Source organism: Bacillus cereus group sp. MYBK95-2, from assembly GCF_051915225.1.
In the GTDB taxonomy this organism is placed as follows: domain Bacteria; phylum Bacillota; class Bacilli; order Bacillales; family Bacillaceae_G; genus Bacillus_A; species Bacillus_A cereus.
In genome coordinates this window covers 82,443-107,588 of sequence record NZ_JBQAEH010000008.1, presented here as the reverse complement: position 1 = coordinate 107,588, position 25,146 = coordinate 82,443, and the positions used below count along the sequence as shown (strand labels likewise).

Sequence of the window (25,146 nt, the reverse complement as noted above, 5' to 3'; positions counted from 1 at the left end):
TGTGAATGGCTTTACAAAAAAGCAGCATAATTATGCTTTGTTTGCTACATCAATACCATTAAAATCAAAGTCAGCAGTAACCGTTGTAACCGGTGGGAAAATTGCTTCAATTTTGCAAATGGAAATAATTACTCCAACCGATCCAGGAATAGCCGCAAGCCTAACTACATCACAACTTACAGACGAAACAGTACCTACATAAGTACGTCCCTCTGTATTAATTTGAACTGTTCGATTAATTAATTTCTTAAGTTCATCTCTAATTCCTTGTACACAAGAATTATCACATTTCTCATGCTGTTCTTTTTTACACTCTTCGAATACTTCCCAACAATCATCTTGTTTACATGTACACTTCTTTTTACAATTATTAAATCGAGAACCCAATACCTCACCCCCTAATCCTTTCTATTAGTAAAGTATGTCCACTAGCTTAAAAGGGTACGAGGCAAACACATAAAAAGAAAAAAACAAACAATTGTACCAAACTTTCTTTTCATTATTCATTATAAAAACAGACTTCTCCTAATTAAAAGCTTTTTAATGAGCGGCCGTGAATTTAGTCCTACTCCATTTAATGTTTAGACACCACTTTCTAAAACAAACCTTTTTTCTTTTAAATAAGACGCCCCTTAAAAACACACTAGATTTCCCCATTAACTCACATATACATAGACTTTATTTGTGGATTTCCCATTTTTCATTGTGAAATATACATTTAAAAAGCGTACTCGAAAATAAGATATTATTTGTAATCAGAACATTTTCTTCAACAAGTGTTTATTGAAAAATACCATAACTAGTAGTAGTTCTCTCCACTTTCTCTTAAAAATTAGCATAGTTTGTATGAATTCTATATCGAGTAGAAGACACTCTATCATATAAAGATAAAATAGTAGGTTAATAAACAAGCCATTTTTTTATTAAAACATAGAATAATATGAACACTATTGAAAGGAGGTAGAAATAAATGTCCTGGAAAAATGATTGCTGGAGTTCTCAGAAAAAGCATTGTTGTGATGATTGGTGGAAATCTAAAGAAAAGCATCATTGTGATGATAATTGGAGTTCTCAGAAAAAGCATTGTAATGATGATTGGTGGAAATCTAAAGAAAAGTGTCATTGTGATGACGATTGGAGTTCTCAGGAAAAACATTGTAATGATGATTGGTGGAAATCTAAAGAAAAGTGTCATCGTGATGATGATTGGAGTTCTAAACGAAATAAGTGTCGTTGTAAATGTTTCTTTATTTGTTGCCTTTGTAAAAGAAAAAATTGGTAATATTTTTAATGTCAACGTAAAGGAAAGAATATGTCTTTTGGAACCAATCGGGCTTTTCCGGAAAGTTGATCCCTCACCTACTTCCTTGCTTTTGCTGAATTTTTAGATGGGGGCATTACTGCCCGGCAAATACTAGAATGTAATATATAAAAAGCTGACTGCTTATAGTCAGCTTTTTATATATTAACACGTAAAGGTTTAAACAGACATATAAGCAGTCACGCTTTGTCATCACCTTGTTGTTGTAAATTAGTATTTCTACATTGAATAGACATTCCATAATATCGTATTTTGATTAAAACTAAAAAACATACTTAACACTAATAGTAAAATTTTTCTTCTTCATCAAATTCACTTCTTTTCTTTTTATAAACATAAAAAAAAGGATCTCTATTTATATAGAGATCCTTTCTAACTTTATAATTTACTAGACTGTAACCCCTGAATAAACGGAACTACTTCAGGATTTACAAGCGATGATAAATCACCTAATTCTTTTCCTAAGTAAGCTGCTTTAATAACACGGCGCATTACTTTAGAATTACGTGTTTTCGGTAAATCTTCTACAACGTGGATGTCTTTAGGACACAACGCTTTTCCAATATGAGAGTTTACTAAACTCATTAATTCTTTCTTTAATTCTCCTGTGAATGTTACATGATCTCTTAACACTACAAAACAATGACAAACTTCACCTTTTACTTCGTCAGGTACACCAATTGCAGCAGCTTCGATTACATCGTTATGTTTCACAAGAATAGATTCATATTCAGCAGGTCCAATACGTTTACCTGCAATATTTAACGTATCGTCTGAACGCCCTGTGATGATATATTGTTCACCATCGTAAATGACCCAGTCACCGTGGACCCATTTATTTTCAAAACGCGACCAATATGTGTTTACGTAACGTTCATCATCTTCCCAGAAGCTTTTCGTCATACCTACCCAAGGTTTCTCTAAGCATAATTCTCCGACTTCATCTCGAATTGGTTTACCTTGATCATCCAGTACGACAGCTGCCATTCCTGGTAAAGATGCGTTAAAACTAATCGGTGCTATTGGCTTAATAAGAACATTACCGAAAATCCCACCAGAGATTTCAGTTCCACCTGAGTAGTTACAGATTGGGACATTTCCTTTTCCAACTGTTTCAAACAGCCACATCCATGGATCAGGATTCCAAGGTTCTCCTGTTGATGCGAATACTTCCAAACTCTTTAAAGAATGTTTATTGACATACTCATCACCTTTTGCCATCAATGCTCGGATTAACGTTGGCGAAATACCTAGATGAGTAATCTCATATTTATCAACTGTCTCCCATAACCGGTCTGCTTCTGGGAAGTCTGGAACACCTTCGTACATAACCATCGTTGCTCCATTAATGAGTGAACCGAATAATAGAAACGGCCCCATCATCCAGCCCATATCAGTTACCCATAATACACGATCACCTTGTTTAATATTCATTCCAAATCCTGCATCAAAAGCTGCTTTCAAAGGAAATCCTGCATGCGTGTGTACTGTTCCTTTCGGCTTACCAGTCGTTCCTGATGTATAAATGAGCATTAATGGATCATCACTTTGCATTTCCTCGGCATGTATGAATGGTTTTTCTTTTTCTAGCGTACTCCACGAAAAATCATAGTTATGTGGTGTAAAATCATTTCCTGCATGACGAACGATAACAACTTTTTCAACAGTTGGGCAATACTCACAAGCTTTATCTACTTCATCTTTTAAAGAAACAATTTTACCGCGGCGTGAAAATCCATCTGCGGTAATAATCATTTTTGAACCTGCCGCTTGCACACGTGTCATGACTGCATCAGACGCAAAGCCTGAGAATATTGGTGAAATAATTGCTCCGATTTTCATTACAGCTAGCATCGCAACAACTGTTTCTGGAATCATCGGCATATAAATTGTTACACGGTCACCTTTCTCAATACCCGCGTGTTTCAAACCATTTGCAACACGACTTACCCAGTTGTCAAGCTCTTCATATGTAAATGATTTTGAAGTTCCATTTTCCCCTTCGTACTGAAGTGCTGGCTGTATTCTCGTGTCTTCATCCGCAAGCCAGCGGGATAAAGCTGATTCTACAACGTTACATGTTCCGCCATTATACCACTGTGCAAACGGTGTACCATTTTCTAAATCTAACACGTCTGTATAAGGTTTCATCCATTGATAGCCTACTGCCTTTTCTGCCTCTCCCCAAAACCAAGCTGTTTCCTCGATAGATTTATTATAAAAAGTTTCATAATCTTCATATCCCAATGATTTCATCCAACCATATAAACGTGTTTTTTCCTTGTACTCTTCTGTTGGAAACCAAACTGCTTGTTTCAATGTTTTCCCCTCCTTAACTTTTTGAGCAAGAAAGCCCTAAATAGGGCTTTTAAACTGGATATACAGGATGTTTACGATCCGTGAATACTTGATATTTACTCATATACATTTCGAAACGTCCTTTTAATTCTTCACGTAAATTGTTTGGATGAACAATACCATCAATCACCATCTCTGATGCTAAATGATAAATATCAATATCTTTCTTATACTCTTCACGTTTTTCAGCAATGAAGCTAGCACGCTCTTCTTCTGGTAAAGCTGCAATTTTATTTGCATATACAGCATTAACCGCAGCTTCTGGACCCATTACCGCAATAGAGGCTGTCGGTAATGCCAGGCAACAATCTGGTTCAAATGCTGGACCTGCCATCGCATATAAACCAGCACCATATGCTTTACGAACAACGATAGAAATCTTCGGTACAGTTGCTTCACTCATTGCAGAAATCATTTTTGCACCATGGCGAATAATACCAGCACGCTCTACTTTTGTTCCAATCATAAATCCTGGTACATCCGCAAGGAATAATAATGGAATATGATATGCATCACATAAATTAATAAACTTAGCAGCTTTATCAGCTGAATCATGGAATAATACGCCGCCCTTCATACGCGGCTGATTTGCAATAATACCAACAGGCTTACCATCAATACGTGCTAAGCCTGTAATTAGCTCTTGAGCAAATAATTTTTTTACTTCATAGAATGAACCTTCATCAATAACTCTATTAATGAGATCTTTCATATTGAAAGGAGCATTTTGATTTTCTGGAATGATTTGTTCTAACGTTTTATCGAATTGTTTCGGTTCTTGAGGTGTAACCAATGGAGTCTTTTCTAAGTAGTTATTTGGAAAATATGAAATGTATTGTCTTGCTTGTGTAATCGCATCTTCTTCTGTCTTGCATAAAACATCTCCGCATCCTGATACAGAGCAATGCATACGAGCTCCGCCCATCTCTTCTAAAGTTACCTTCTCACCGATAACCATCTCAGCCATACGAGGAGATCCTAAATACATAGATGCATTTCCTTCTACCATCATTACAACGTCGCAAAAGGCTGGAATATAGGCACCACCAGCTGCAGAAGGTCCAAATAATAAGCATACTTGAGGAACTTTACCTGATAATTTCACTTGATTATAGAAGATTCTTCCTGCACCACGGCGCCCTGGGAACATTTCTACTTGATCTGTAATGCGCGCTCCAGCAGAGTCGACTAAATAAAATAACGGAACACGTAGTTTTTCAGCTGTTTCTTGAATACGTAAAATCTTTTCAACTGTGCGTGATCCCCATGATCCAGCTTTTACAGTAGAATCATTGGCCATTACACATGCAGTACGACCATGTATTTTACCCGTTGCCGTTACAACGCCGTCCGCAGGTAAGCCTGTTTGTTCACAGTTAGCAAATAATGCATCTTCTACATATTCGCCATTATCAAATAGAAGCGCTAAACGATCTCGAACAAATAATTTTCCTTTTGCTTTATTTTGTTCATGATACTTTGGTGCGCCGCCTTGTTTAATCGTTTCAACTCGTTCTTCAAATGAATTAGATTGTTGTTTTTGATCTAACATATTTACTCCCCCTTATACGTTGGTGTGCGTTTTTCCTTGAATGCTTGTAATCCTTCTAATCTATCTTTCGTATGGATTACACCTTCATACGCTTGTTTTTCCATTTGTAATCCGGTATGTAAATCAACTTGAATACCATTTGAAATTGCCTCTTTTGCTAATCGAACAGCAATAGGTCCATTACTAGCAATTTTCTCTGCTATTTCAATCGCTTTCTCTTCAAGTAAATTAGCTGGTACAACAAATTCTACTAAACCATATTCTTTTGCTTCTTGCGCTGAAATACGTCTACCTGTATAAATTAATTCTTTCGCTCTACCAACACCAATTAATCTCGGTAAGCGCTGTGTACCACCCGCTCCTGGTATAATTGCAAGTGTCGTTTCAGTAAGACCAAGACTTGCAGATTCAGCAGCAATTCTAAAATCACAAGCTAAACTTAATTCCGTACCACCACCAAGTGCGATTCCATTTATAGCAGCAATAACTGGCTGTGGTAATTGTTCAACCATCTCCATAGTCGTGCGAATCATACTAACAGCATGGCGAACTTGTTCCTCATTCATACCAGCACGTTCTTTTAAATCAGCACCAGCACAAAATGCTTTTTCACCAGCACCTGTTAGAATAACTACACGCGTATTGGACTCTTCACTTATTTGAGTTAATATGTTTTGTAACTCTTCTAATAACGCTAAAGATAATGAGTTTGCTTGTCTTTCACGATATAACGAAATCTTTACAACGTGAGGTGTTACATAATCAACTGAAATGTTTTGTAATTGTAGCATCTTCTCACCTACTTATCGTTTTATGTTGAAGCGCTCTATACACATGACTCGGTAATTGGATATTTAGCTTACTTTGAATAAATTGACTAGCTCGCAATAACTTTTCTTCGTCTATATTCGTTTGAACTCCTAATTTATGGAGCATATGTACTAGGTCATCAGTAGCAACATTACCTGATGCTCCTGGTGCATAAGGGCAGCCCCCGAGTCCACCACAAGAACTATCAAATGTTGTAATACCGTATTCTAATGATTTAACTACATTTGCTAGAGCCATTCCATACGTATTATGAAAATGCATGGCAAACTGCGAAGCATCATACTTCTTTAATAGATGTTCTAATACTTGTTCTACTTGTAATGGATTCGCTACACCGATTGTATCCCCAAGAGAAACTTCATAAATGCCGTATGAAAATAGTTGATTACATAATTCGTCAACTGCTGTGACACTTATATCCCCTTCATAAGGACATCCAAATACAGTAGAAACATAACCTCTTACCTTTTTCCCTTCGAATAATGCCTGTTTTGTTATATCTTCGATTACAACTAACGCTTCTTTAATCGATTTATTAATATTACTTTTATTATGAGATTCACTTGCTGATAAAAAAACATTCACCTCATCTACATTTTGCAAAAAAGCTCGTTCCAAACCATTTTGGTTCGGAACAAGCGCAGCATATGTAACATTTGGATCCCTTTTCAGCTCAGAAAACACATCATTTGCATCCGCTAATGCTGGGACCCATTTTGGGTGAACGAATGAGGAAACTTCAACATACGACAATCCTGCTTCTGTAAGTAGTTGAATCCATTTTACTTTATCTTTTGTGCCAACAATCTTTTTTTCATTTTGTAAACCATCACGTGGTCCTACTTCTTTAATGACAGCAAAATTAGGTAGTTTCAATTCGCTTCCCCCTATATCTCCCTATTCAATTTCTAATAATACATCTCCTTCATTTACAAAATCGCCTTCTTGCACATTAATTTTCATAACTGTGCCGGCTTCTTCTGAAATGATTGGAATTTCCATTTTCATAGATTCTAAAATGACGACATCCTGCTCTTCCTCTACTGTATCTCCTACTCCTACAACAATCTTCCAAACGTTTCCTGCCATCGATGCGTATACTTTCGTCATCATTTTTTCCCCCTTAATATTGTTAGATCTTATTTTTTAACGAGTTGTTTCGTTACAAAACCCGTTGTATAAATACCCGCTTTGAACACTTCGTCTTCCAAAACTTGCAGTAGCATTGGCGTGTTCGTTTTAATACCTTCTACTTTTAATTCTTCTAGAGCATCATGTAATTTCGAAATTGCTTCTTCACGAGTCTCGCCATGTGCAATGACTTTCGCAATCATTGGATCATAGAAAGGTGTAATCGTTACATGATTTTCTAAGAAGTGATCAATTCGTACATTTGACGGTAATGTTAAATCTGTAATTTTCCCAGGTGACGGGAAGAATGTTTTCGGATCCTCTGCATAAATACGAGCTTCAATGGCATGACCACTACGTTTTACATCATCCTGAGTAAATGATAGTTTCTCTCCACTTGCGATAAGGAGTTGCTGTTCTACAAGGTCTAATCCCGTAATTTCTTCTGTCACTGGATGCTCTACTTGTAATCTCGTATTCATTTCTAAGAAATAGAAATTTTTCTGATTATCTACAAGAAACTCAACTGTACCTGCATTTGTATAGCCAAGTGCTTTGGCAGCTTGTACAGCAACTTCTCCCATCGCCTTTCGTGTACCTTCATCTAAAAATGGTGAAGGTGCTTCTTCGATTACTTTTTGATTTCGGCGCTGTACCGAACATTCACGCTCCCATAAATACACTGTGTTACCATGTGTATCTGCTAAAAGCTGAATTTCAATATGATGCGCATCTGCTATATATCGCTCTAAATACATTTCCCCGTTACCGAAGAAGTTTTGCGCTCTTGTTTTATTACTTTCAAACGCTTTGGTGAGCGTTTGCTCAGTTTCCATCAACTGCATACCAATGCCTCCGCCGCCTGCGGATGCCTTAAGCATTAATGGATAACCAATTTGTTTTGCAATTTCAATTGCTTCTTCAGCAGTTTCAATATTTGTAGTAATACCTGGGACTACTGGGACATCTGCTGCTTGCATTGCGATACGTGATTCAATTTTACTTCCCATCTTCGTAATGATTTCTTCTGAAGGACCGATAAATACGATTCCTTCTTCTTTGCAGCGAACCGGAAAAGACGGATTCTCTGATAATAAACCATAACCCGGATGAATGGCTTCTGCATTTGTCTTCTTAGCTATTTCAATAATTTTTTCAAGGTTTAAATAGCTTTCTTGAACACGCGGTCCACCTACTAAGTAAGCTTCATTTGCCATTTTCACATGAAGGGCATTTTCATCTGCTTCAGAATAAATAGCAACAGTGCGAATGCCAAGTTTTTGACAAGTTTTCATAATACGAACAGCGATTTCCCCGCGATTCGCAATTAATATTTTTTGAAACATAGTGATTCCTCCCTTTTATCTACATCCTAAATGTCTAGCAATTACGAGACGTTGAATTTCAGAAGTTCCTTCACCAATTTCTAATAGTTTCGCATCACGAATATGTCGTTCAACTTCATATTCACGCATATAACCATATCCACCATGAATCTGTACTGCTTGATTCGCAATACGGCTTGCTGCTTCCGATGCAAATAGTTTTGCCATTGCCGCTTCTTTGCCGAAAGGTTTATCGTTATCTTTTAACCAAGCTGCTTTATGTACTAAATTGCGTGCTAGCTCTACTTCAGTCGCCATATCAGCTAATTTAAATTGAATCGCTTGGAAATTAGAGATTGACTTTCCAAATTGTTGACGTTCTTTCGCATATTGTAATGCACGTTCAAAGGCTGATTGCGCAATACCAACTGCCAATGCTGCGATTGAAATACGCCCTCCATCAAGTGTATATAAAAATTGTTTAAAGCCTTTATTTACATCACCAAGAATATTTTCTTTCGGTACACGAACGCCATCAAGTACGATTTCACAAGTATTAGAAGCGCGAACACCCATCTTATCGTAAGGACTTGAAATCGTTAATCCTTCACTCGTAGTAGGCACGATAAATGCAGAAATACGTTTTCTACCATTCTCTTCAATACCGTTGACAGCGGTTACAATAATTGTATTTGCATACTCTGCGTTTGTAATCCAACACTTCTCACCACTGATTACATACTCATCACCATCTAATACCGCTTTCGTTTGAGTACCACCTGCATCTGATCCAGCATTCGGCTCCGTTAATCCGAAGGCACCTAATGTTTTACCTGACGCCATCGGAACTAAATACTTTTGTTTTTGTTCTTCTGTACCGAAATAATAAATTGGAGAAGCACCTAATGAAATTGTTGCAGCATAGCTTAAACCGGTGCCACCACAAGCGCGACCAATTTCTTCAACTGCTAACGCATACGATACCGTATCGCCACCTGAACCTCCATACTCTTCTGGGAATGGGATGCCTAATAATCCTAGTTCGCCCATTTTTTGAAATGTTTCATATGGAAACTCTGCAGTTTTGTCATAATATACAGCTTTCGGTGCGATTTCCTTTTCAGCAAAGTCACGTACCATTTCTTTAATCATTTGTTTTTCGCGAGTTAGAGTAAATTCCATTCCGCTACACACCCCTTATCGAATATTGAGTTTCGACAGCGTGCGAGTTTCTACTACAAACATAACAACTTAAAAGACAAGAATATTAGTTAGACAATTGCTACAATTCTGTCATAACTTAATTTTAAAACAGATTCTGTACTAATGCACAAAAAAATTCCTACATTGTTCTACAACAACATAGGAGATTTTGTGTCGAATTATGTAATTTATTGTTTAATAATCTCTACCTTTTCCCGAATCAGAAATTTCTACTAATGCTTCAGGGTATGGTTCGAAATACGTTTGTCTTAATAAATACTTTTCATCAAATCGAATAGCCCATGATTTTAATATTGTAAGTAAACTACTAAGTGGTATTTTCTTTTCTGCATACTTTTGTAACAGTTCTATAAAATGATCTTTTTCTTGTTTTTTTAACTTTGTTTTAAAATATCCAAAAATGTGCTCGCATACATTTACATTCGATGTATAACGGGGCGCACGCATAAATAATTCATATAAAGTCTTCTCATAGTTTTCAAATACCACTTCAATCTTTTCATTTTTTTGATTTGCAATTATACGACCTAATTCCTTTTGTTTCACCTGATTATATGCCATAAATAAATATTTATTGTCCGACTGAAACGATACAAGTTCTTTCATATTTTTATTGTGTTTAATCATTTTGTAATATGCGATTGTAAATAACCTTGTAAAGAAATGCTCTCTAATAATAAAATTCGACAATCTACCTTCCTCTTCAATAGGAAGATGCGAAAATTTTTTTACTACTGCTCCGCCGAATAAGCCAGCTCCTTTTCCCTTTGCTGGCGCTTTTTCAAAACCAGAATAAATTTTCACATCACGCGTACCACAACTTGGTGAACGATTCTTTAAAATAAAACCATCCACATCCGGTATCGTTTGTAAAAAGTCATTTGAAAACTGCTCCATTTTTTCAGTTACATCTTCTCGTGTCGACGGTTGCACAAGTCTATTCTCACCATTTTCTTCTACAATTCGTATCGTTTCACGAGGAGTCCCCAATCCAATCTCCACTTCTGGACAAACAGGTATAAATGTAACAAATGGCTGCAAATTTCGTATTGTTACATCTGGAATCATCTCTCCATTATAACGACAAGCATCAAATTCTAAACATTTACTTACGACGATTGTAGGTTTTGCAAATTGTCGCATCTTATTACCTCCTTATTGCTAGCCCGTATAATATAAATTGTACTAAGATTAACATTTTAAGCAAAGTTTGATTCAGTTATTTTTATGAGAAATATATATCCAATGATATATTAACAATCATTCAACTCTATTTTCTATAAATGTGCGCCCTATTAATGAGGGTTTAGATATTGTGAAATGAATAATACACACATGCTTCGGAGAAATTAATGATTAAGAAAGGAGGGATTGTTATGAAAAAGAAATTATCATCTATCTTAAGTGTTTTAGCACTATCTATTATGTTTTTAGGTACATCTACGCAAGCTGAATACGATGGAAATAATATGAATAGAGTTAATAACACTGATATTTCAACTCGAGTAAATGACAATAACTTAGACAGAGTTAATAATGATGTAAGAACTCGAAATGTAAATACAACAAATGATTTAAATGATAATCGTGATAAAAATAATAATTGGGCTTGGCTTGGTTTATTAGGACTAGCAGGATTATTAGGTCTTAGAAGAAGAGACAAAGAAACACGCTGATTTAGAATGTTTTTAGTAAACAAGTACTTATTTATCAAAAATATATAATGAAAATAAATCGCCTTTTTAAAGGCGATTTATTTTTACTTAAAAGTAATGTATGTAATTCACATTTCAACGCTTAAATTCGTGGAGTTAATCCATACAATATAAATTGAATCGTATTTTCAATTTCCGCTTCATCATCCCATTTTTCTTCAGGCAATAATAAAAATCGTGTTAATAATAAACCTAATACAGCTGATAAAGTAAGACGTAATACGGAAGATGATGGTATTTCAATAATCTCTCCTTCTTCTTGAAATTTCACAATCAATTTTTTGAAATGTGAAAACAGTTCTGTTTCTATTAATTGCTGTATTTCATTTTTTAGTTCTGGTTGAAATGGTACTTCTTGAATTAATATTTTTATCATAGGAAAGTGTTTTTGAGCAAATTTAAATCTATTATGAATTACAACCCTTAAAAGACCTTCATATGATTCATACTCTGATTTAAATATTTCTTTTGCAAAGGTTTGTACGAAAAATGGTGCAGCGAACTTAGTTAAAGTTGGCATTACGACCGCTAGTAATAAATCTTTTTTCGTCTTATAGTAGCGGAAGATGGTTCCTTCCGCTACACCAGCACGCTTTGCAATTTCACTTGTTGAAGTTGAAGCGTATCCTTTTTCTCCAAACATATCAACAGCCACCTCTAATATTCGCATTTGACGTTCATTTCGTTTATCCGTATTAGTTGCAGCTATTAATTCCTCCAGCCAATCCTTCTGCATTTATAAAGCTCCTTTTTGTCATTATTATATTTTGCGATGTTTCTTTAAAGCAAATACATTTCCTACTGCAAATAATAGTGAAAAAAGTAATAATACAGTAAGATCTAATGCAATCTCTGTAAACCTTTGATTCCGAATCATCACTTGTCTCATTGCGTCAGCGCCGTATGTGAGTGGAAATACTTTCCCTAATATTTGTAGCCACTTATTCATAGATTCCATTGGAAACAATCCAGAAAAGAAGATTTGTGGCACAATAACAAGCGGTATAAATTGAATCATTTGAAATTCATTATTTGCGTATGCCGATAAAAACGTACCTAATGTTAGTGCAGTTAAAGAGAGCATACATGTAATAAGTAGCGTTAGCCATATGGAGCCAGCTACGTATAAATCTAAAATATAAACGGAAAAGCTTACGATAATAATGGATTGTATAAAGGCAAAGATTCCAAAACCAATAATATAACCTGCGACTATTTCCCATCTTCTTACTGGGGTGGATAATAACCTTTCTAGCGTACCACTTAAACGTTCTCTTACGAAAGATACACCTGATAATATAAATACAAAGAAAAATGTAAAGAAACCAATTAATACAGGACCAAGCCCATCAAACATCGTAAAGTCTTTAGAGCCATGTAAATAATTTACTTCAGGTTTCATAATCGATACATCATTCTTCTCTGTGCTTTTTTGCAATACTTGAAGTACAGCACGATTTTTTGACGAATCACTACCTTCCAACAGAAGTTTCATTTTTCCATTCTCTATACGAAATACTGCATCTACCTTTTGTTTTTCCAACTCAGAAATCGCCTTTTCCTTACTGTATTCATAAATTGACGCTTCTTGATTTTTCATCATTTTTACTATTTGAGCGGGCATATCAACAACAGCAATTTGCGGTATATAGTCTTTCTGTGTAAACACTAGTGACAAAAGCCAAAGTAATAACATCGGTGCTCCAAACATCATTGCTAACGAACGCTTATCTCGAAAAAATTGACGAATAATACGTATAATTACACCAGTAACTCTCATGATGGCACCACCTCTTCTAGCAAAAAGACATCTTCAATCCGTCCAGATGACACGCGTTTTTTCAATTCTTCAGTTGTTCCAACCGCAACTAGTTTCCCTTCTCTAATTAACCCTAGACGCTCACAAAATTCAGCTTCATCCATAATGTGCGTCGTTACAATAATCGTTGTGCCTTTCTTTTTAAGATCATAAAATTTTTCCCAAATCGTTTTTCTAAGAAGCGGATCTATCCCCACTGTAGGCTCATCTAAAATTAATATTTCTGGTTCGTGAAGGAGCGCTATTGCTAATGATAAGCGTTTTTTCATTCCACCTGAAAATTGTTGTACTTGCTTTTTCATATACTGAGACAATTGTACAAGTTCAAAAACCTCTGCAATTCTTGTCTTTTTACGTTTTCCCTTTAGTCCATACATCGTTGCTATAAAATCTGCATTTTCATATGCTGACAATTCTTCGTATAATGCATCCGCCTGAGCCATATAACCAATTCTTTTCATTTCATTTAAATTAGGCATATTAGTATTATTAACAAGCACTTCACCTTTCGTTGCCTCATTAATACCTGCAATCATTTTAATGAGCGTTGTTTTCCCCGATCCAGAAGGTCCAACAAAACCAAAAATTTCTGCTTTTTCAACTTGCAATGAAAGATTGTGTAACACTTCTTTTTTTCCAAAACTTTTTGATACAGTCCGTAAAATAATTGAAGGTTGTTGCACGTTTCATCCTCCTTTTCCAATAAAATGAGTGAGTACTCACTTTTATTTTACCCTTGCTTAATTATATGTCAAACTTCATTGATTAGTATGTATGTTTAATCAACGATATTAAACAATGAAACAGAGTCGACATTAGAATTTCATTTCCTAAAGTCGACTCTGTTTCATTTAAACTATAAATTTCACTTTACGTTTTTAAATTCATATACTTCCGAATTCTAGCAACATCTAAAGAATATTCAATAACTAATTGCTGTAACGGTAAAATAACTGTGTCAGGATATAAATGTGCATATTGTAATGTTTCTGCATATTTTTCTAACCTTTTTTCTAAATACTTTATTATTTGATCAGGATGACTTACTAATAAACATTTACAATAATAATGTATTTGTTCCTCAATCGCCGTGTATTCTTCAATTTCATATTCTTTATGCATGTGTACACCCCTTTAAGTTTTTTACATGAATTACTTATCACAATTTTCACTCGACAAATTTTAAGTTTTTTGATTATTTACACTATAACAAACAATCAGGGTCAAATTTTGTTACTTTATGTAACGTAGAAAATTTTTAACAAAATTGTAATGTTAACTCCTGCAAAATACATAAAATCTCTTTACTCACTTTTGTATAAAAAAATCGTACAGCTTAATTTAACTGCACGACTACAATCTCTGGCCTATTCAAAATTCTTTGCGGAATGATACTATTTCCTAATCCTCTACTCACTACCATTGATGTATTTTGTTCTACATATAAACCTGCTGTATATTTAGGTAAAACACCTTGATTTGGAGCAACTAATCCACCGATAAATGGCAATCTAACTTGTCCTCCATGAGCATGTCCCGATAAAACCAAATCCAACCTCTCATTCGTATATTCCTTTATAAATTCAGGCCTATGGGATAATAATACATTATATCTATCTGGCTGCATTTCAATTTTTGCTTTTTTAATTTCATCTATTATAATATTTCCTTCATCACGGTTTCCAGTACCAAACTCTGGATCATCAATACCTAGCAAGTTTATCTCTTGCTCACCCTTTCGAATGCCTACATGTTCATTTCTTAAAATATTGACACCATATTTCTTCAACTCTTTTTCTAAACTGTTATACTTTCCAGACCATTGTTCATGGTTTCCTGTCACAAAATATACAGGATACTTCTTTACCATTTCTCGTATTAATTGCATACTAACTTCTGCATCGTATGATTTACTGTCAATTAAATCACCCGTAATCGTAATAATATCTGGGTCTATACTTTTTATTTTTTGAATTAACACATCTTGATTATCGCCAAATTTTTTATTGTGTAAGTCTGAAATTTGTAGAATTTTATACCCTTTAAAAGAGGAGGGGATTTTACTAGAAGTTATTTTAACCTCGGTTATACTTATTAAATTGTTCTGTAAATATAAAAAGATTGTAAAACCTACTAATATACAAATAATCATTACAATTCTATTAATTTTCTTTTTCATATTTTCTCCTTTACATTCTCATCAAACACTTCTATATGCTAACTGAATAATATTATACTTTCTTGAAATTTATTTAAGTTAATAAAATAATGCAGTACATGAAATTTCGTATGAGATATGTCATATATATTCGTTATATTTTTACTTTTACCTTTTTAATAATAAGAATACAAAAACGACTCTTATCACAAGAAAAGAGTCGTTTTCTAACTTTATACTTTTAATAATTTTATGTTAAAAATGCGAAAACTAAAATACTATTACCTAAGAGCCTTAACTATAACTTTAGTTGCCTCTGCAATGAGTTGATTATCATAGGTAGCCTCTTTCTCATTTTTACTAGATAAAATTGCGATGATAATTGGTGCCCTATTTGGAGGCCAAACGATAGCAATATCATTTCTTGTCCCGTAACTGCCAGCACCTGATTTATCTCCAACTACCCAGTCAGTTGGTACGCCTGCACGAATAAGTTTGTCCCCTGTAGCATTTCCTTTCATCCACTCTGTAAGAATTTTACGTTTTTCAGCTGGAAGTACATTTCCGACCGTAAAAGCTTTAAGATTCGTAGCAATTGCTTTCGCTGTACTAGTGTCACGAATGTCTCCTGGAATAGCTTCGTTTAATTCTGTTTCAAAGCGATCAGACATAGTGATCCGATCCCCAATCTGCCTAAGCGCTTTTTCATATCCTTTAGGTCCGCCTATTTTATTAAATAAAATGTTCCCTGCAGTATTATCACTTGAACGAACAGCAGCCTCAGCAATTTCTCCTAGTTTCATTCCAGTATCTACATGTTTCTCTGTAACAGGTGAATAATCCACTAAGTCTTCTTTCGTAAATGTGATTACTTCATTTAATGTATCAATTGAGTTTTGCTGTAGTAATACTCCTGCTGCTAAAGCCTTGTAGGTTGATGCGAAGGCAAATCTTTCGTTAGATCGATAAGAGATTGTTTGATTTGTACCAGTATCAATCGCATATACACCTACTCGAGCATCAAATTTTTTCTCAAGTTGTGAGAACTCTTTATGCGTCGCCTGATTTTTATGTTTCACTTGTCCAGTCTTTTCTTTCGCTTCAACTTGCAGTGCCCCTCCTGTAAAAGCTTCTAGGCTTGTAATACTTAAACCTAATATACCAACGCATATTCCTATTTTTAGCATCCTCTTATTTTTCAAAATCATCATTCCTTCCAAATTTTTAGCACCTTTTTATACGTACACATAATAGACAATCACCGAACCAAATTTGTTCCATAAACTGAAAAAATTTATAGCTAGTATGAGAGTTATTAACAAAATAAGAGATAGTAGCTACGACGCCTCTATCTCTTATTTCATATTTCATTTTTTTACTTATAAATGGCTTTATATGAACAGGGTCTCTTCCCTGAGAAAAGTACTCTAATTTTGCTTAGAACTACCTGTACTAGTAGCTTCACCATGTATACGTTGCTGTTTTAAATCAAAGTATACATCTAATACTTCCTTTCCAATTATAGAATTAATTCCATTTTTATCATCATGAAGCCATGGAACTACTACGGAAAATGCTACTTCTGGATTATCATATGGAGCATATCCAACTAACGTTAAGTTGTAACATTCCATACGTTCTCCTTTTGCATTTCTACCAATCGGGTCATCTCCACCATATACAGTTTGGGCTGTTCCTGTCTTTCCTGCTGGTTTATATGGCGCGTTTTTGAAATATTTCACGCCAGTTCCATCACCTTCTTGGAATACCCATCTAAACCCTTCTTTTATCCGATCAATATGTTCTTTCTTCATATCAATTCGATTTAATACGACAGGCTCTATGGAACGTATAACTTTGCCAACCTCTTCTTTTATTGATTGTTCTCGTATTTCTTGTACAATTTGAGGTTGCATTCTATAACCACCATTCGCAATCGTTGAAATATATTGCGCTAATTGCAACGGCGTATACGTATCATACTGACCGATAGAAAAATCTAGTAAAAACCCAGGTTGACTATCTACTTTTCTCGTTTGCCCAATTATTTCATTCGGTAAATCAATACCTGTTGGGACACCTAAACCAAATTGCTTGAAATAATAGCGCATCGTATCAAATGCTCCTTGTTTAATATCCAATGAGCCATTTGGTACGTAATTGACTCCCGCAATTTTTAAAGCTGTCTGGAACATGTATACATTCGAAGATACTTGTAAAGCCCGTAAATCATTAATATTACCAAATCCGGATACATTCCACGATTTCTTAGCTTGTGTACCTTTAAATTTCATCGGCGCGTCATAAAATTGATCTCCTGGATGTATTGCCCCTGTCTCATATCCAGTTAATAAAGTAGCACCTTTTACAGCTGACCCTAGCTCATACGAAGTTGTCATGTTACCTAATGCCAAATCCTCAACCTCTCTTCTTCCTTCTTTTTCTACAATCTTTTTGCCTGCCATTGATAAAATTTGTCCGTTATTTGGATTCGTCATGACAACAAAAGCTCGATCGAGCAGTGGCTCTGAACTCTTAAAAGCTCTCAAGTTTTTCTCTATACTTTCTTCCACTTTCTTTTGTAATTCCATATCAATCGTTAATGTTAAACTATTACCACTTTTTCCTTTAGAGATTATTTCTGTGCTAACAATGTTTCCTGATTTATCAGTAATATTTTTCACTTCTTCTTTTGTGCCGTGTAATACATCTTCATATCGTTGTTCAATATAACTTTTTCCAACACGATCATTACGGTTATATCCACGTACTAAATAAGAATCTAAATTTTCTTTCGGTAATCCTTCTTCACTACTCGTAATATTTCCTAATACAGAACGAAATAAATTACCATTTACATAATTACGTTCCCAATCAACAGTTGCATCTACTCCTGGAAAATTCGCAAGGTTTTCACTTATCCGCGCATACTCTTCATCTGTTACATCTTTTTTAATAATTTGTGGTGTTAGTTGATAACCTGAACTCATTTTACTTTTAATAGCTAACACCTTTAAATCTTGTGCTGTTAATTCTGCTAATTCTACCTCTGTAACGCGACCTCTTCTTAAGTCTTCTATTTTTTTATCTAACTCTTTCCCCTCTATACCCTTTTCTTTAAACTTTTCTATATCTTTCTTAGTAATCTTTGTCTCCGCACGTTTCGAATTCAACTGCATCCAAAAATCTTTTTTATCGATATCTGTTAATTTATTTATATCTTGTTCAGGCATTTCAAGTACTTTCGCCAAGTCATTTGCTGTTTTTAAAATATCTTCACTCGTAATTCCCTTCACCCTTGTATACGTAATTGTGCGAAGAGATTTATTATTAACAACTGTTTTCCCTTCTCGATCTAAAATTTGTCCACGTGGAACTGGAATACTAGTTATTGCATTTTGACTACTTTCCACTTGGTTCTTATAAGCCTCTCCCTCAACGATTTGTACCTTTCCTAGCTGCATAATAATAGCTGAGAATAGTACAAATATGCAAAGGAACATTATATTTAATCGAATAGATATATATGTCTTCTGCTTCTTGCCTTTTTGTTCTTTCATAAATCCTCCATTTAACCCTTTCAGGAATTGCTACAAATACTAAAAGCATTCCTTATATATTAGATACCGATAATCGGTTATAAATATCGCCTCAATTTTTTGCTTAACCCTTGTACGCAACCATTCCTTTTCGTTTAGCTACGGAATTAATAACTCCCCCTTCTTGTTTTCTCTCTATTTTTTTTGCCACTTGCATTAGAAGTGCTAAACTGTATAATGACTCTTATTAATCTTACATATAAACTTGCTAGTAAATTTTCATGCTAATTATTCCTTTCTTCATGCTGTAATACTTAATAGACAACCTAAACAATAAAGTTGTTCCACATTTACAAAAAAAATAATTAAATATAAGATGAAATAGGCTACATAAGGGAGGGTTATATGTTACATACAAGAAGATGGAGATTTTTTGCGGTTCTTTCTATTGTAGGTTTGATTTTACTAATTTTATTAAAAATCAACTTCATTTCAATTACTATCGCAACTTCTTCAGCTGAAAGAGGAAAGATTTTTGATAAAAATGGTGTAATGCTAGCTACAAATAAGAAAGTTAAGTCTCTATATTGCACTTCTAATGAGGAAAAGCTATCGAAACAAGATACATCAAACACATTAGCTTTTTTCAACCAATTTTCAAGCGAGTTTCAACACGATATTTCTACAGAGAACATAAAATCTCAATTACAACAATCTTGTAAAAAGAAGACTATGAATGATATACCGTTATACTCTGATATAAATGAGAATGAACTTGCATTCATAAACAAAAACAAACCCAATAATGTAATAATTAAAGATGAATGGATTCGATATTACCCTAAACACGAAATTGGTTCACAAGTAATTGGGTATGTAGAAAATGACCTTAATTCAAAGCATATGGCTGTTGGAAAAAGCGGGATTGAGCTGCAATATGAAAATGATTTAAAAGGAAAACCAGGCAAAACTCTTATTTTTAAATTGAATAATAAAAAGTTCTTATGGAACATTCAAAAAGTACAAAAAGGAAAAGACGTGCGGCTAGCTTTAGACTCTGAGTTGCAGCAAAAGGCAGAAGAAGCATTAAAATCTCAAATTAAGAAAACACCTGATGCTAAAGCTGGTTATGCTGTAGTGAGCGATGCGAAAACCGGCGCAATTTTAACTATGGCCAACTCGGTAGTTTTTGATCCAAATATATTAAATACACATGTATCTTCTAGAAAAGAAAACATTAAATCTCTTTCGCAAAATAAAGCAATTCAAAAATTAAAGTATGGTGAATCTTATGTAAATATGGCTTCTACTATAAAACCACTCACTATTTTAATTGGATTAAACGAAAAGCTATTCCAACCCGAAGATACTTATTTAGATAAAGGTACTTTTCAGTATGATAATCAAAATAACATTACGAATGCGCCTGGAACACCAACAGGGGAGATTACACCGCGGCAGGCTATCATTAATTCATCTAACACATTTATGACAGCAAAAGTAGCTCTGCCCTTATTCAACCAAAATAATGGAAATATAGAAAAAGTGGCACATATATGGACAGATTATTTAATGCAATTCGGCCTACGTTCTAAAACTGGGATTGATTTACCCTTTGAAGAAGACGGACAATATGAATTCCATCCATCTAATAAATTTGAAAATGGGATTTCAGCTTTATTAAATGCCTCTTGGGGAGGAAATGAAGTGCATACTCCTCTTCAACTCGCTCAATATGCAGCAACTTTGGCAAGTAAAGGCGACAAATATAAACCTCAAATCGTAAGTGCGATTATTGGTCAAGATGGTAAGGAAACCAAAAAGTTTAAACCCATTTTAGAAAGTTCAAATCGTTACCCGATGAACTTTTGGAGTGTCGTGCAAGGTGGGATGAGTCAAAATATAGAGGAAATTAAAAAGTTGCCCTTTGACGTCGCAGGTAAAACAGGTATTACAGGTTTTCCAAATGAACAAGCAAGAATGATAAATCACTCTCTTTTCATTGCGTATGCTCCTACGGAAGATCCACAAATTGCCGTTTCTGTCGTTATCCCTGGTAGTAATTCAGAAAAAAACATTGCCGCTCTCGTTACATCAGAAATTTTAGAGTACTGGAATACTCTTCAAAAAGAAAATAAAAATAAAGAGGAAGGTTCACTTTAATGAACCTTCCTCTTTTACCATATAGAATCTATATTTATTATTTTCCATATACCTTCATTATTCTTTTCGAACATAAATGAATATTTAATATCAGTTAAAACATACTCTTTCTGTACATATCCAGTATTACCGTTAATTGTCGAAACTTTTATATATCCATTATTCTGTACTTTTTCTGGAATCCAAGCTTTTACCATTTCATTAGATACTTCATATAAAACTTGTGATTCTCGTTTTGGTTCAGCTAAAATTTTCGTTTTATTTCCAGTAACAGTTGCATATATAAAATGCGCTTGGTTTGGTTGGTTACTTTCTGTCAATCCACTTGGTACTTTATATACTTGCTTTGTATCTTTTGCAAACTCTCCTCCCATTGTAAGGGCGACTTGCAACTCATGAAAGATATCTTCATCAAACTTCAGTTCATCCTTCTTATAACTCTTCCCTTTAAATAGAACTTCATCATTTAACGCTTTGTACAAGTCATTTTCATTTTTGGAGTTCGTACTTTGATATAGTTCATTCATAAATTGTTTTAATGATGGATCTTGAGCAGACTCATCTTTTGTTTTAGGCTTAATTTGAGTACTACTTTGTACCGGTGATTTATTATCATCAAGCCAAGGTTGTTGAACAATGAAAAATAACATCGTACAAACCAAAACAACTACAATAGGTAATGCTTTTTTACGAAATGGTTTTTTATGTTTTACAAAATCCACTTCATTATTTTCGTATATAGACTGCTTTATTTTAGAAATAAATTCTTCTTCATCTTTACGATTCTCCATTGGGCCTTTTTTTATTTTTCTATACCAGTCAGGATTTTGTTTATTGTTCATCACTACTACCCTCCCCTATTAATTTTGAAACCTTACTTCTCGCTCTACTTAATCTTGATTTTACAGTTCCAACGGATACTCCTAATGTTTCAGCCATTTCTTCATAAGATAATTCATATTTTGCGTCCAATATAATTATTTCACGGTGCTTTTTAGGTAGTTTTAATACAACCTTCCACACATCATTCATTTCTTCTTGCTTAAAAAATTCTTGTTCTGCTGACAAGGATTGCTTATCGTCACTAAAAAATCCTATTAAAGATATCCTTTTAAAATAGGAGGATTTCAAATAGTTTATTGCCGTATTTCTTGTGATTTTTAATATCCACGTTTTAACAGATGACTCCTTTCGAAATGAATTCCAATTTTTAAACACCTTTATAAATACATCTTGCGTGATATCATCTGATAAGTGTGGATCTTTCGTAATAATAAATGAATAATTCCATACATCTTGCCAATAGTCTTTTATAACATAGTCCAGCTCATCATGATTACACTTTTCAATAAACGTCTGTTCCATTTCCACACCTCAAACTTATTTGAATAAACATAAAACTGCCCTCACTTTTATTATGGTTTCAATATATAGACAAGATACAAGTTTCATTTGTTCCATTGTTTATCTTTTTTCAGGCAGAATAATACTACTAAAAAACCAGTAAAGCATACAATGATAAAAATCCACTTACAGTAATCTATTTTTTAAATTTAACGTAACACTCCACTTATCCATTTCAATTTGCTATACTCTTCTATTTACCATTAGCAATGCCAACTTTTCAGAAATGAAAATTAAGATAAGGTATTAACTTTCTAGAGTCGCAGCAAAAAAGCATTCTCGACTAGAAAGAATGCTTTTTTGAAATTTAATTGTTCTATATTTCCCCGAATTTATATCTTTGAGTGAAGCAAACATATAATAAATGTAGTGAAAAAATTCACCTTATAATTAAGTATTATTTCTGAAATACATGTTTTATTTTTTCACCTGGAACGTTACTTCCTCCTCTTCCTTTTACATCTTCAATCATCATTGTAACAATCATGTCTGGCGCATTTGCATCGAAAGCTGCGAACCATCCCAGTTCTTTTCCGTCTGCTTCTTTCGACTCTTTCAGTTCTGCTGTACCAGTTTTACCAGCAAGTGTCACACCATCAACCTGTGCAATTCTCCCTGCGCCATCAGGGTCATTAATGACTTTAATTAATGCACTCTTTAATATCTCTTGATTCTTTTTAGAAATCACATTTTCTTTCCAATTCCCCGCTACTTTTGCTTCTTTTAAAAGGTGTGACGACGGAATATTCCCTTCATTCACAATCGGTGCATATGTTAATGCTAAATGAAGTGGCGTCATTAATACTTGTCCTTGTCCATAACCCGTGTCTGCTAGTTGAATATCATTTTTTATCCCATCTTTTGCAATGATTGAAATAGGAAGTTCGTATTCAATTGGTAATTTTTCATGAAATCCGTACTTTTTAAATTCATTTACATACTGATCTTTTCCCATTTTCAAAGCTTGTTGAGCAAAATAAATATTATCAGAGTACTTCATTGCCTTATCAAAATCAATTGGACTTGCATCCTTCACACGCGTTACATAGTAATTTCCCCAAGATGAATCTTTTGTCCACTTCAATCCTTGAATTTTAAATTCTTCCTTCGGATTTATTGTGTTTGTTTCCAAACCAATTGCACCTGTAATCGTTTTAAATACGGAACCTGGTACAAATGCTTGTGTGAAGCGATTCATCATTGGTAGTTTCGAGTCGTTACTCCATACTTCTCGTTGGGCTTTCGATGCTCCTCTAACTATAATATTTGGATTATAAGCAGGGCTACTTACAAGTGCGATTGTTTCACCCGTTTTAGGATTGACCGCTGCACTAGATCCTGCTTCAGTTTTCATCTCATTAAAGATTTTTTCTTGAATTGCAGCATCAATTGTTAACGTAACATTTTCTCCTTCTTTTGCTTCTTTTTTTGCTACGTTTTTAATCTCTTTCCCCTTCTCATCTTCTATAAATACGCGTCCACCCTTTTCACCACGCAATTTATTTTCTAACACTTTCTCTAAACCGGTCTTACCTACTAAATCATCTGCTTGATAACCTTGTTTTTGAAGTGATTTTAACTCCTCCGCATTCACCTTTCCTATATATCCAGTTAAGTGTGCCGCTGCTTCACCTAATGGATACGTACGAATATTTACTGGGCGAGATGAAACTCCTTCTAATTCAATATAATCATTCTGTCTGGTTCCCTCTTTTAAAATGCCAATTGGTACAAAGGAGTCTGGTTTTATCCATTTCGCTGTGAGCTTTTGTTCGACCTCTTCTATAGACATATCAAGTAATTGTGCTACTATTTCTTTCGTTTGCGCTGCTGTTTCGCCTAGTTTCTCTGGAATAATTCCAACCTCAGTCGCTTTACCATTCGTTGCAAGCCCTTTTCCATTTCGATCATATATTTCCCCGCGTTTTCCTTGCTCTACTTGCATACGTACTTTGTAATCTTTTTTCATACCTGGGAAGATGAAGTCTGGCGTCCAATCTATTTTCCAAGACTCTTTATCTTTCACAAGTTTTGCCTCATGGATGAATGAAACTGGTCCTACATCCGTATCCATCTTAACTTCAAAAAGAAAAAGCTCTTTATCTTTCGTATTCTCTCCTTTCATTTTAACTTTTAAATTATTAGCTCCAATCCCCTCATAGATTTTTTGATATTTTTCTGTGAATTCTTTTTTAGAAATCGATTTTTTTGCATGATCTGATAAATGCTCATACATATTTGCAAATTTTTTATCATTCCATAAATTGATATATTCTTCAAATGCTTGTTTTGGCGGTTCGTTTTTATTACAGCCTACCAACATAACCGCGAAACAAACGAAAAGCAGCATCCATAATTTTTTCAATTCAATCTTCTCCCTTAGTTAAAAATGATGATTTCTTTCTTAATTTATTTAATAAAAAATGTTTTAACGCTTAATAGACAGTGAAAGTAATGATATTGTTCCATATTTACAAAAAACTAAAAAAGAGTGATAAGAATTCCGTAAATTTGGAATCCTCATCACTCTCGTTTGATATTGTGCAAATCATGAATATGAAATAAGAATTTCTAGTTTTTAAAAATAATTTCAATTTTCTAACTAA

At 34.3% G+C, this 25,146-nt stretch carries 22 protein-coding genes; 3 read left to right on the top strand and 19 right to left on the bottom strand.

Annotated features, from left to right (window positions below):
- Positions 1–30: 30 nt before the first annotated feature.
- A complete protein-coding gene (locus ACTFN4_RS23100) occupies positions 31–387 on the bottom strand; it encodes a hypothetical protein (protein ID WP_000535577.1) in 357 nt (118 codons plus the stop codon).
- A gap of 563 nt (positions 388–950) precedes the next feature.
- On the opposite strand from ACTFN4_RS23100, the gene ACTFN4_RS23095 reads away from it, so the two are divergent.
- A complete protein-coding gene (locus ACTFN4_RS23095) occupies positions 951–1,388 on the top strand; it encodes a hypothetical protein (protein ID WP_439962843.1) in 438 nt (145 codons plus the stop codon).
- 311 nt (positions 1,389–1,699) lie between these two features.
- Here ACTFN4_RS23095 and ACTFN4_RS23090 read toward each other — a convergent pair whose 3' ends face one another.
- From ACTFN4_RS23090 to ACTFN4_RS23055, 8 genes are all read right to left on the bottom strand, one after another.
- Positions 1,700–3,640 (bottom strand): AMP-binding protein, encoded by a 1,941-nt coding sequence (locus tag ACTFN4_RS23090; RefSeq protein WP_211478126.1) that lies wholly within the window; start codon positions 3,638–3,640, stop codon positions 1,700–1,702.
- A gap of 49 nt (positions 3,641–3,689) precedes the next feature.
- On the bottom strand, positions 3,690–5,231 hold the full coding sequence (locus ACTFN4_RS23085; protein WP_000886744.1) for an acyl-CoA carboxylase subunit beta: 1,542 nt from the start codon (positions 5,229–5,231) through the stop codon (positions 3,690–3,692).
- 2 nt (positions 5,232–5,233) lie between these two features.
- Positions 5,234–6,022, bottom strand: a complete 789-nt coding sequence (locus ACTFN4_RS23080; protein ID WP_000939818.1) for an enoyl-CoA hydratase — start codon at positions 6,020–6,022, stop codon at positions 5,234–5,236.
- A 4-nt stretch (positions 6,023–6,026) separates the two neighbouring features.
- Positions 6,027–6,938 (bottom strand): hydroxymethylglutaryl-CoA lyase, encoded by a 912-nt coding sequence (gene mvaB / locus ACTFN4_RS23075; protein WP_000775436.1) that lies wholly within the window; start codon positions 6,936–6,938, stop codon positions 6,027–6,029.
- 21 nt (positions 6,939–6,959) lie between these two features.
- A complete protein-coding gene (locus ACTFN4_RS23070; protein ID WP_001987345.1) occupies positions 6,960–7,175 on the bottom strand; it encodes an acetyl-CoA carboxylase biotin carboxyl carrier protein subunit in 216 nt (71 codons plus the stop codon).
- Between the two features lie 26 nt (positions 7,176–7,201).
- Positions 7,202–8,539 carry an acetyl-CoA carboxylase biotin carboxylase subunit gene (locus ACTFN4_RS23065; RefSeq protein WP_000486749.1) on the bottom strand — a complete coding sequence of 446 codons (1,338 nt, stop codon included), beginning with the start codon at positions 8,537–8,539 and terminating at the stop codon, positions 7,202–7,204.
- A 15-nt stretch (positions 8,540–8,554) separates the two neighbouring features.
- A complete protein-coding gene (locus ACTFN4_RS23060; RefSeq protein WP_000397279.1) occupies positions 8,555–9,700 on the bottom strand; it encodes an acyl-CoA dehydrogenase in 1,146 nt (381 codons plus the stop codon).
- 216 nt (positions 9,701–9,916) lie between these two features.
- Positions 9,917–10,885, bottom strand: coding sequence for a YbgA family protein (locus ACTFN4_RS23055; protein ID WP_001248638.1), 969 nt, complete (start codon positions 10,883–10,885; stop codon positions 9,917–9,919).
- 233 nt (positions 10,886–11,118) lie between these two features.
- On the opposite strand from ACTFN4_RS23055, the gene ACTFN4_RS23050 reads away from it, so the two are divergent.
- Positions 11,119–11,418, top strand: a complete 300-nt coding sequence (locus ACTFN4_RS23050; protein WP_000728157.1) for a WGxxGxxG family protein — start codon at positions 11,119–11,121, stop codon at positions 11,416–11,418.
- A gap of 121 nt (positions 11,419–11,539) precedes the next feature.
- Here ACTFN4_RS23050 and ACTFN4_RS23045 read toward each other — a convergent pair whose 3' ends face one another.
- The 7 genes from ACTFN4_RS23045 to ACTFN4_RS23015 all read right to left on the bottom strand — a co-directional run bounded on the left by ACTFN4_RS23045 (position 11,540) and on the right by ACTFN4_RS23015 (position 18,994).
- A complete protein-coding gene (locus ACTFN4_RS23045) occupies positions 11,540–12,193 on the bottom strand; it encodes a TetR/AcrR family transcriptional regulator (protein WP_439962842.1) in 654 nt (217 codons plus the stop codon).
- 24 nt (positions 12,194–12,217) lie between these two features.
- On the bottom strand, positions 12,218–13,237 hold the full coding sequence (locus ACTFN4_RS23040; protein ID WP_439962841.1) for an ABC transporter permease: 1,020 nt from the start codon (positions 13,235–13,237) through the stop codon (positions 12,218–12,220).
- Positions 13,234–13,959, bottom strand: a complete 726-nt coding sequence (locus ACTFN4_RS23035) for an ABC transporter ATP-binding protein (RefSeq protein WP_001187071.1) — start codon at positions 13,957–13,959, stop codon at positions 13,234–13,236. The genes ACTFN4_RS23040 and ACTFN4_RS23035 overlap by 4 nt, the downstream gene beginning before the upstream one ends.
- A gap of 187 nt (positions 13,960–14,146) precedes the next feature.
- On the bottom strand, positions 14,147–14,398 hold the full coding sequence (locus ACTFN4_RS23030) for a hypothetical protein (RefSeq protein ID WP_000548621.1): 252 nt from the start codon (positions 14,396–14,398) through the stop codon (positions 14,147–14,149).
- A 214-nt stretch (positions 14,399–14,612) separates the two neighbouring features.
- Entirely contained in the window at positions 14,613–15,455 is an 843-nt protein-coding gene (locus ACTFN4_RS23025) for a metallophosphoesterase (RefSeq protein WP_000727194.1), read from the bottom strand.
- 260 nt (positions 15,456–15,715) lie between these two features.
- Positions 15,716–16,642 carry a class A beta-lactamase Bla1 gene (bla, locus tag ACTFN4_RS23020; RefSeq protein ID WP_439962911.1) on the bottom strand — a complete coding sequence of 309 codons (927 nt, stop codon included), beginning with the start codon at positions 16,640–16,642 and terminating at the stop codon, positions 15,716–15,718.
- Positions 16,643–16,861: 219 nt separating this feature from the next.
- Positions 16,862–18,994 carry a peptidoglycan D,D-transpeptidase FtsI family protein gene (locus ACTFN4_RS23015; RefSeq protein WP_439962840.1) on the bottom strand — a complete coding sequence of 711 codons (2,133 nt, stop codon included), beginning with the start codon at positions 18,992–18,994 and terminating at the stop codon, positions 16,862–16,864.
- A gap of 384 nt (positions 18,995–19,378) precedes the next feature.
- On the opposite strand from ACTFN4_RS23015, the gene ACTFN4_RS23010 reads away from it, so the two are divergent.
- Entirely contained in the window at positions 19,379–21,136 is a 1,758-nt protein-coding gene (locus ACTFN4_RS23010; protein ID WP_439962839.1) for a peptidoglycan D,D-transpeptidase FtsI family protein, read from the top strand.
- Positions 21,137–21,150: 14 nt separating this feature from the next.
- Here the strand turns inward: ACTFN4_RS23010 and ACTFN4_RS23005 are convergent, their stop codons facing one another.
- The 3 genes from ACTFN4_RS23005 to ACTFN4_RS22995 form a co-directional block, all read right to left on the bottom strand.
- Complete coding sequence (locus tag ACTFN4_RS23005; RefSeq protein WP_439962838.1) at positions 21,151–21,978, bottom strand: SH3 domain-containing protein; 828 nt, start codon at positions 21,976–21,978, stop codon at positions 21,151–21,153.
- Positions 21,968–22,501 carry an RNA polymerase sigma factor gene (locus ACTFN4_RS23000; RefSeq protein WP_142345292.1) on the bottom strand — a complete coding sequence of 178 codons (534 nt, stop codon included), beginning with the start codon at positions 22,499–22,501 and terminating at the stop codon, positions 21,968–21,970. The genes ACTFN4_RS23005 and ACTFN4_RS23000 overlap by 11 nt, the downstream gene beginning before the upstream one ends.
- Before the next feature lie 436 nt (positions 22,502–22,937).
- Positions 22,938–24,905 carry a penicillin-binding transpeptidase domain-containing protein gene (locus tag ACTFN4_RS22995; protein WP_439962837.1) on the bottom strand — a complete coding sequence of 656 codons (1,968 nt, stop codon included), beginning with the start codon at positions 24,903–24,905 and terminating at the stop codon, positions 22,938–22,940.
- Positions 24,906–25,146: the final 241 nt, after the last annotated feature.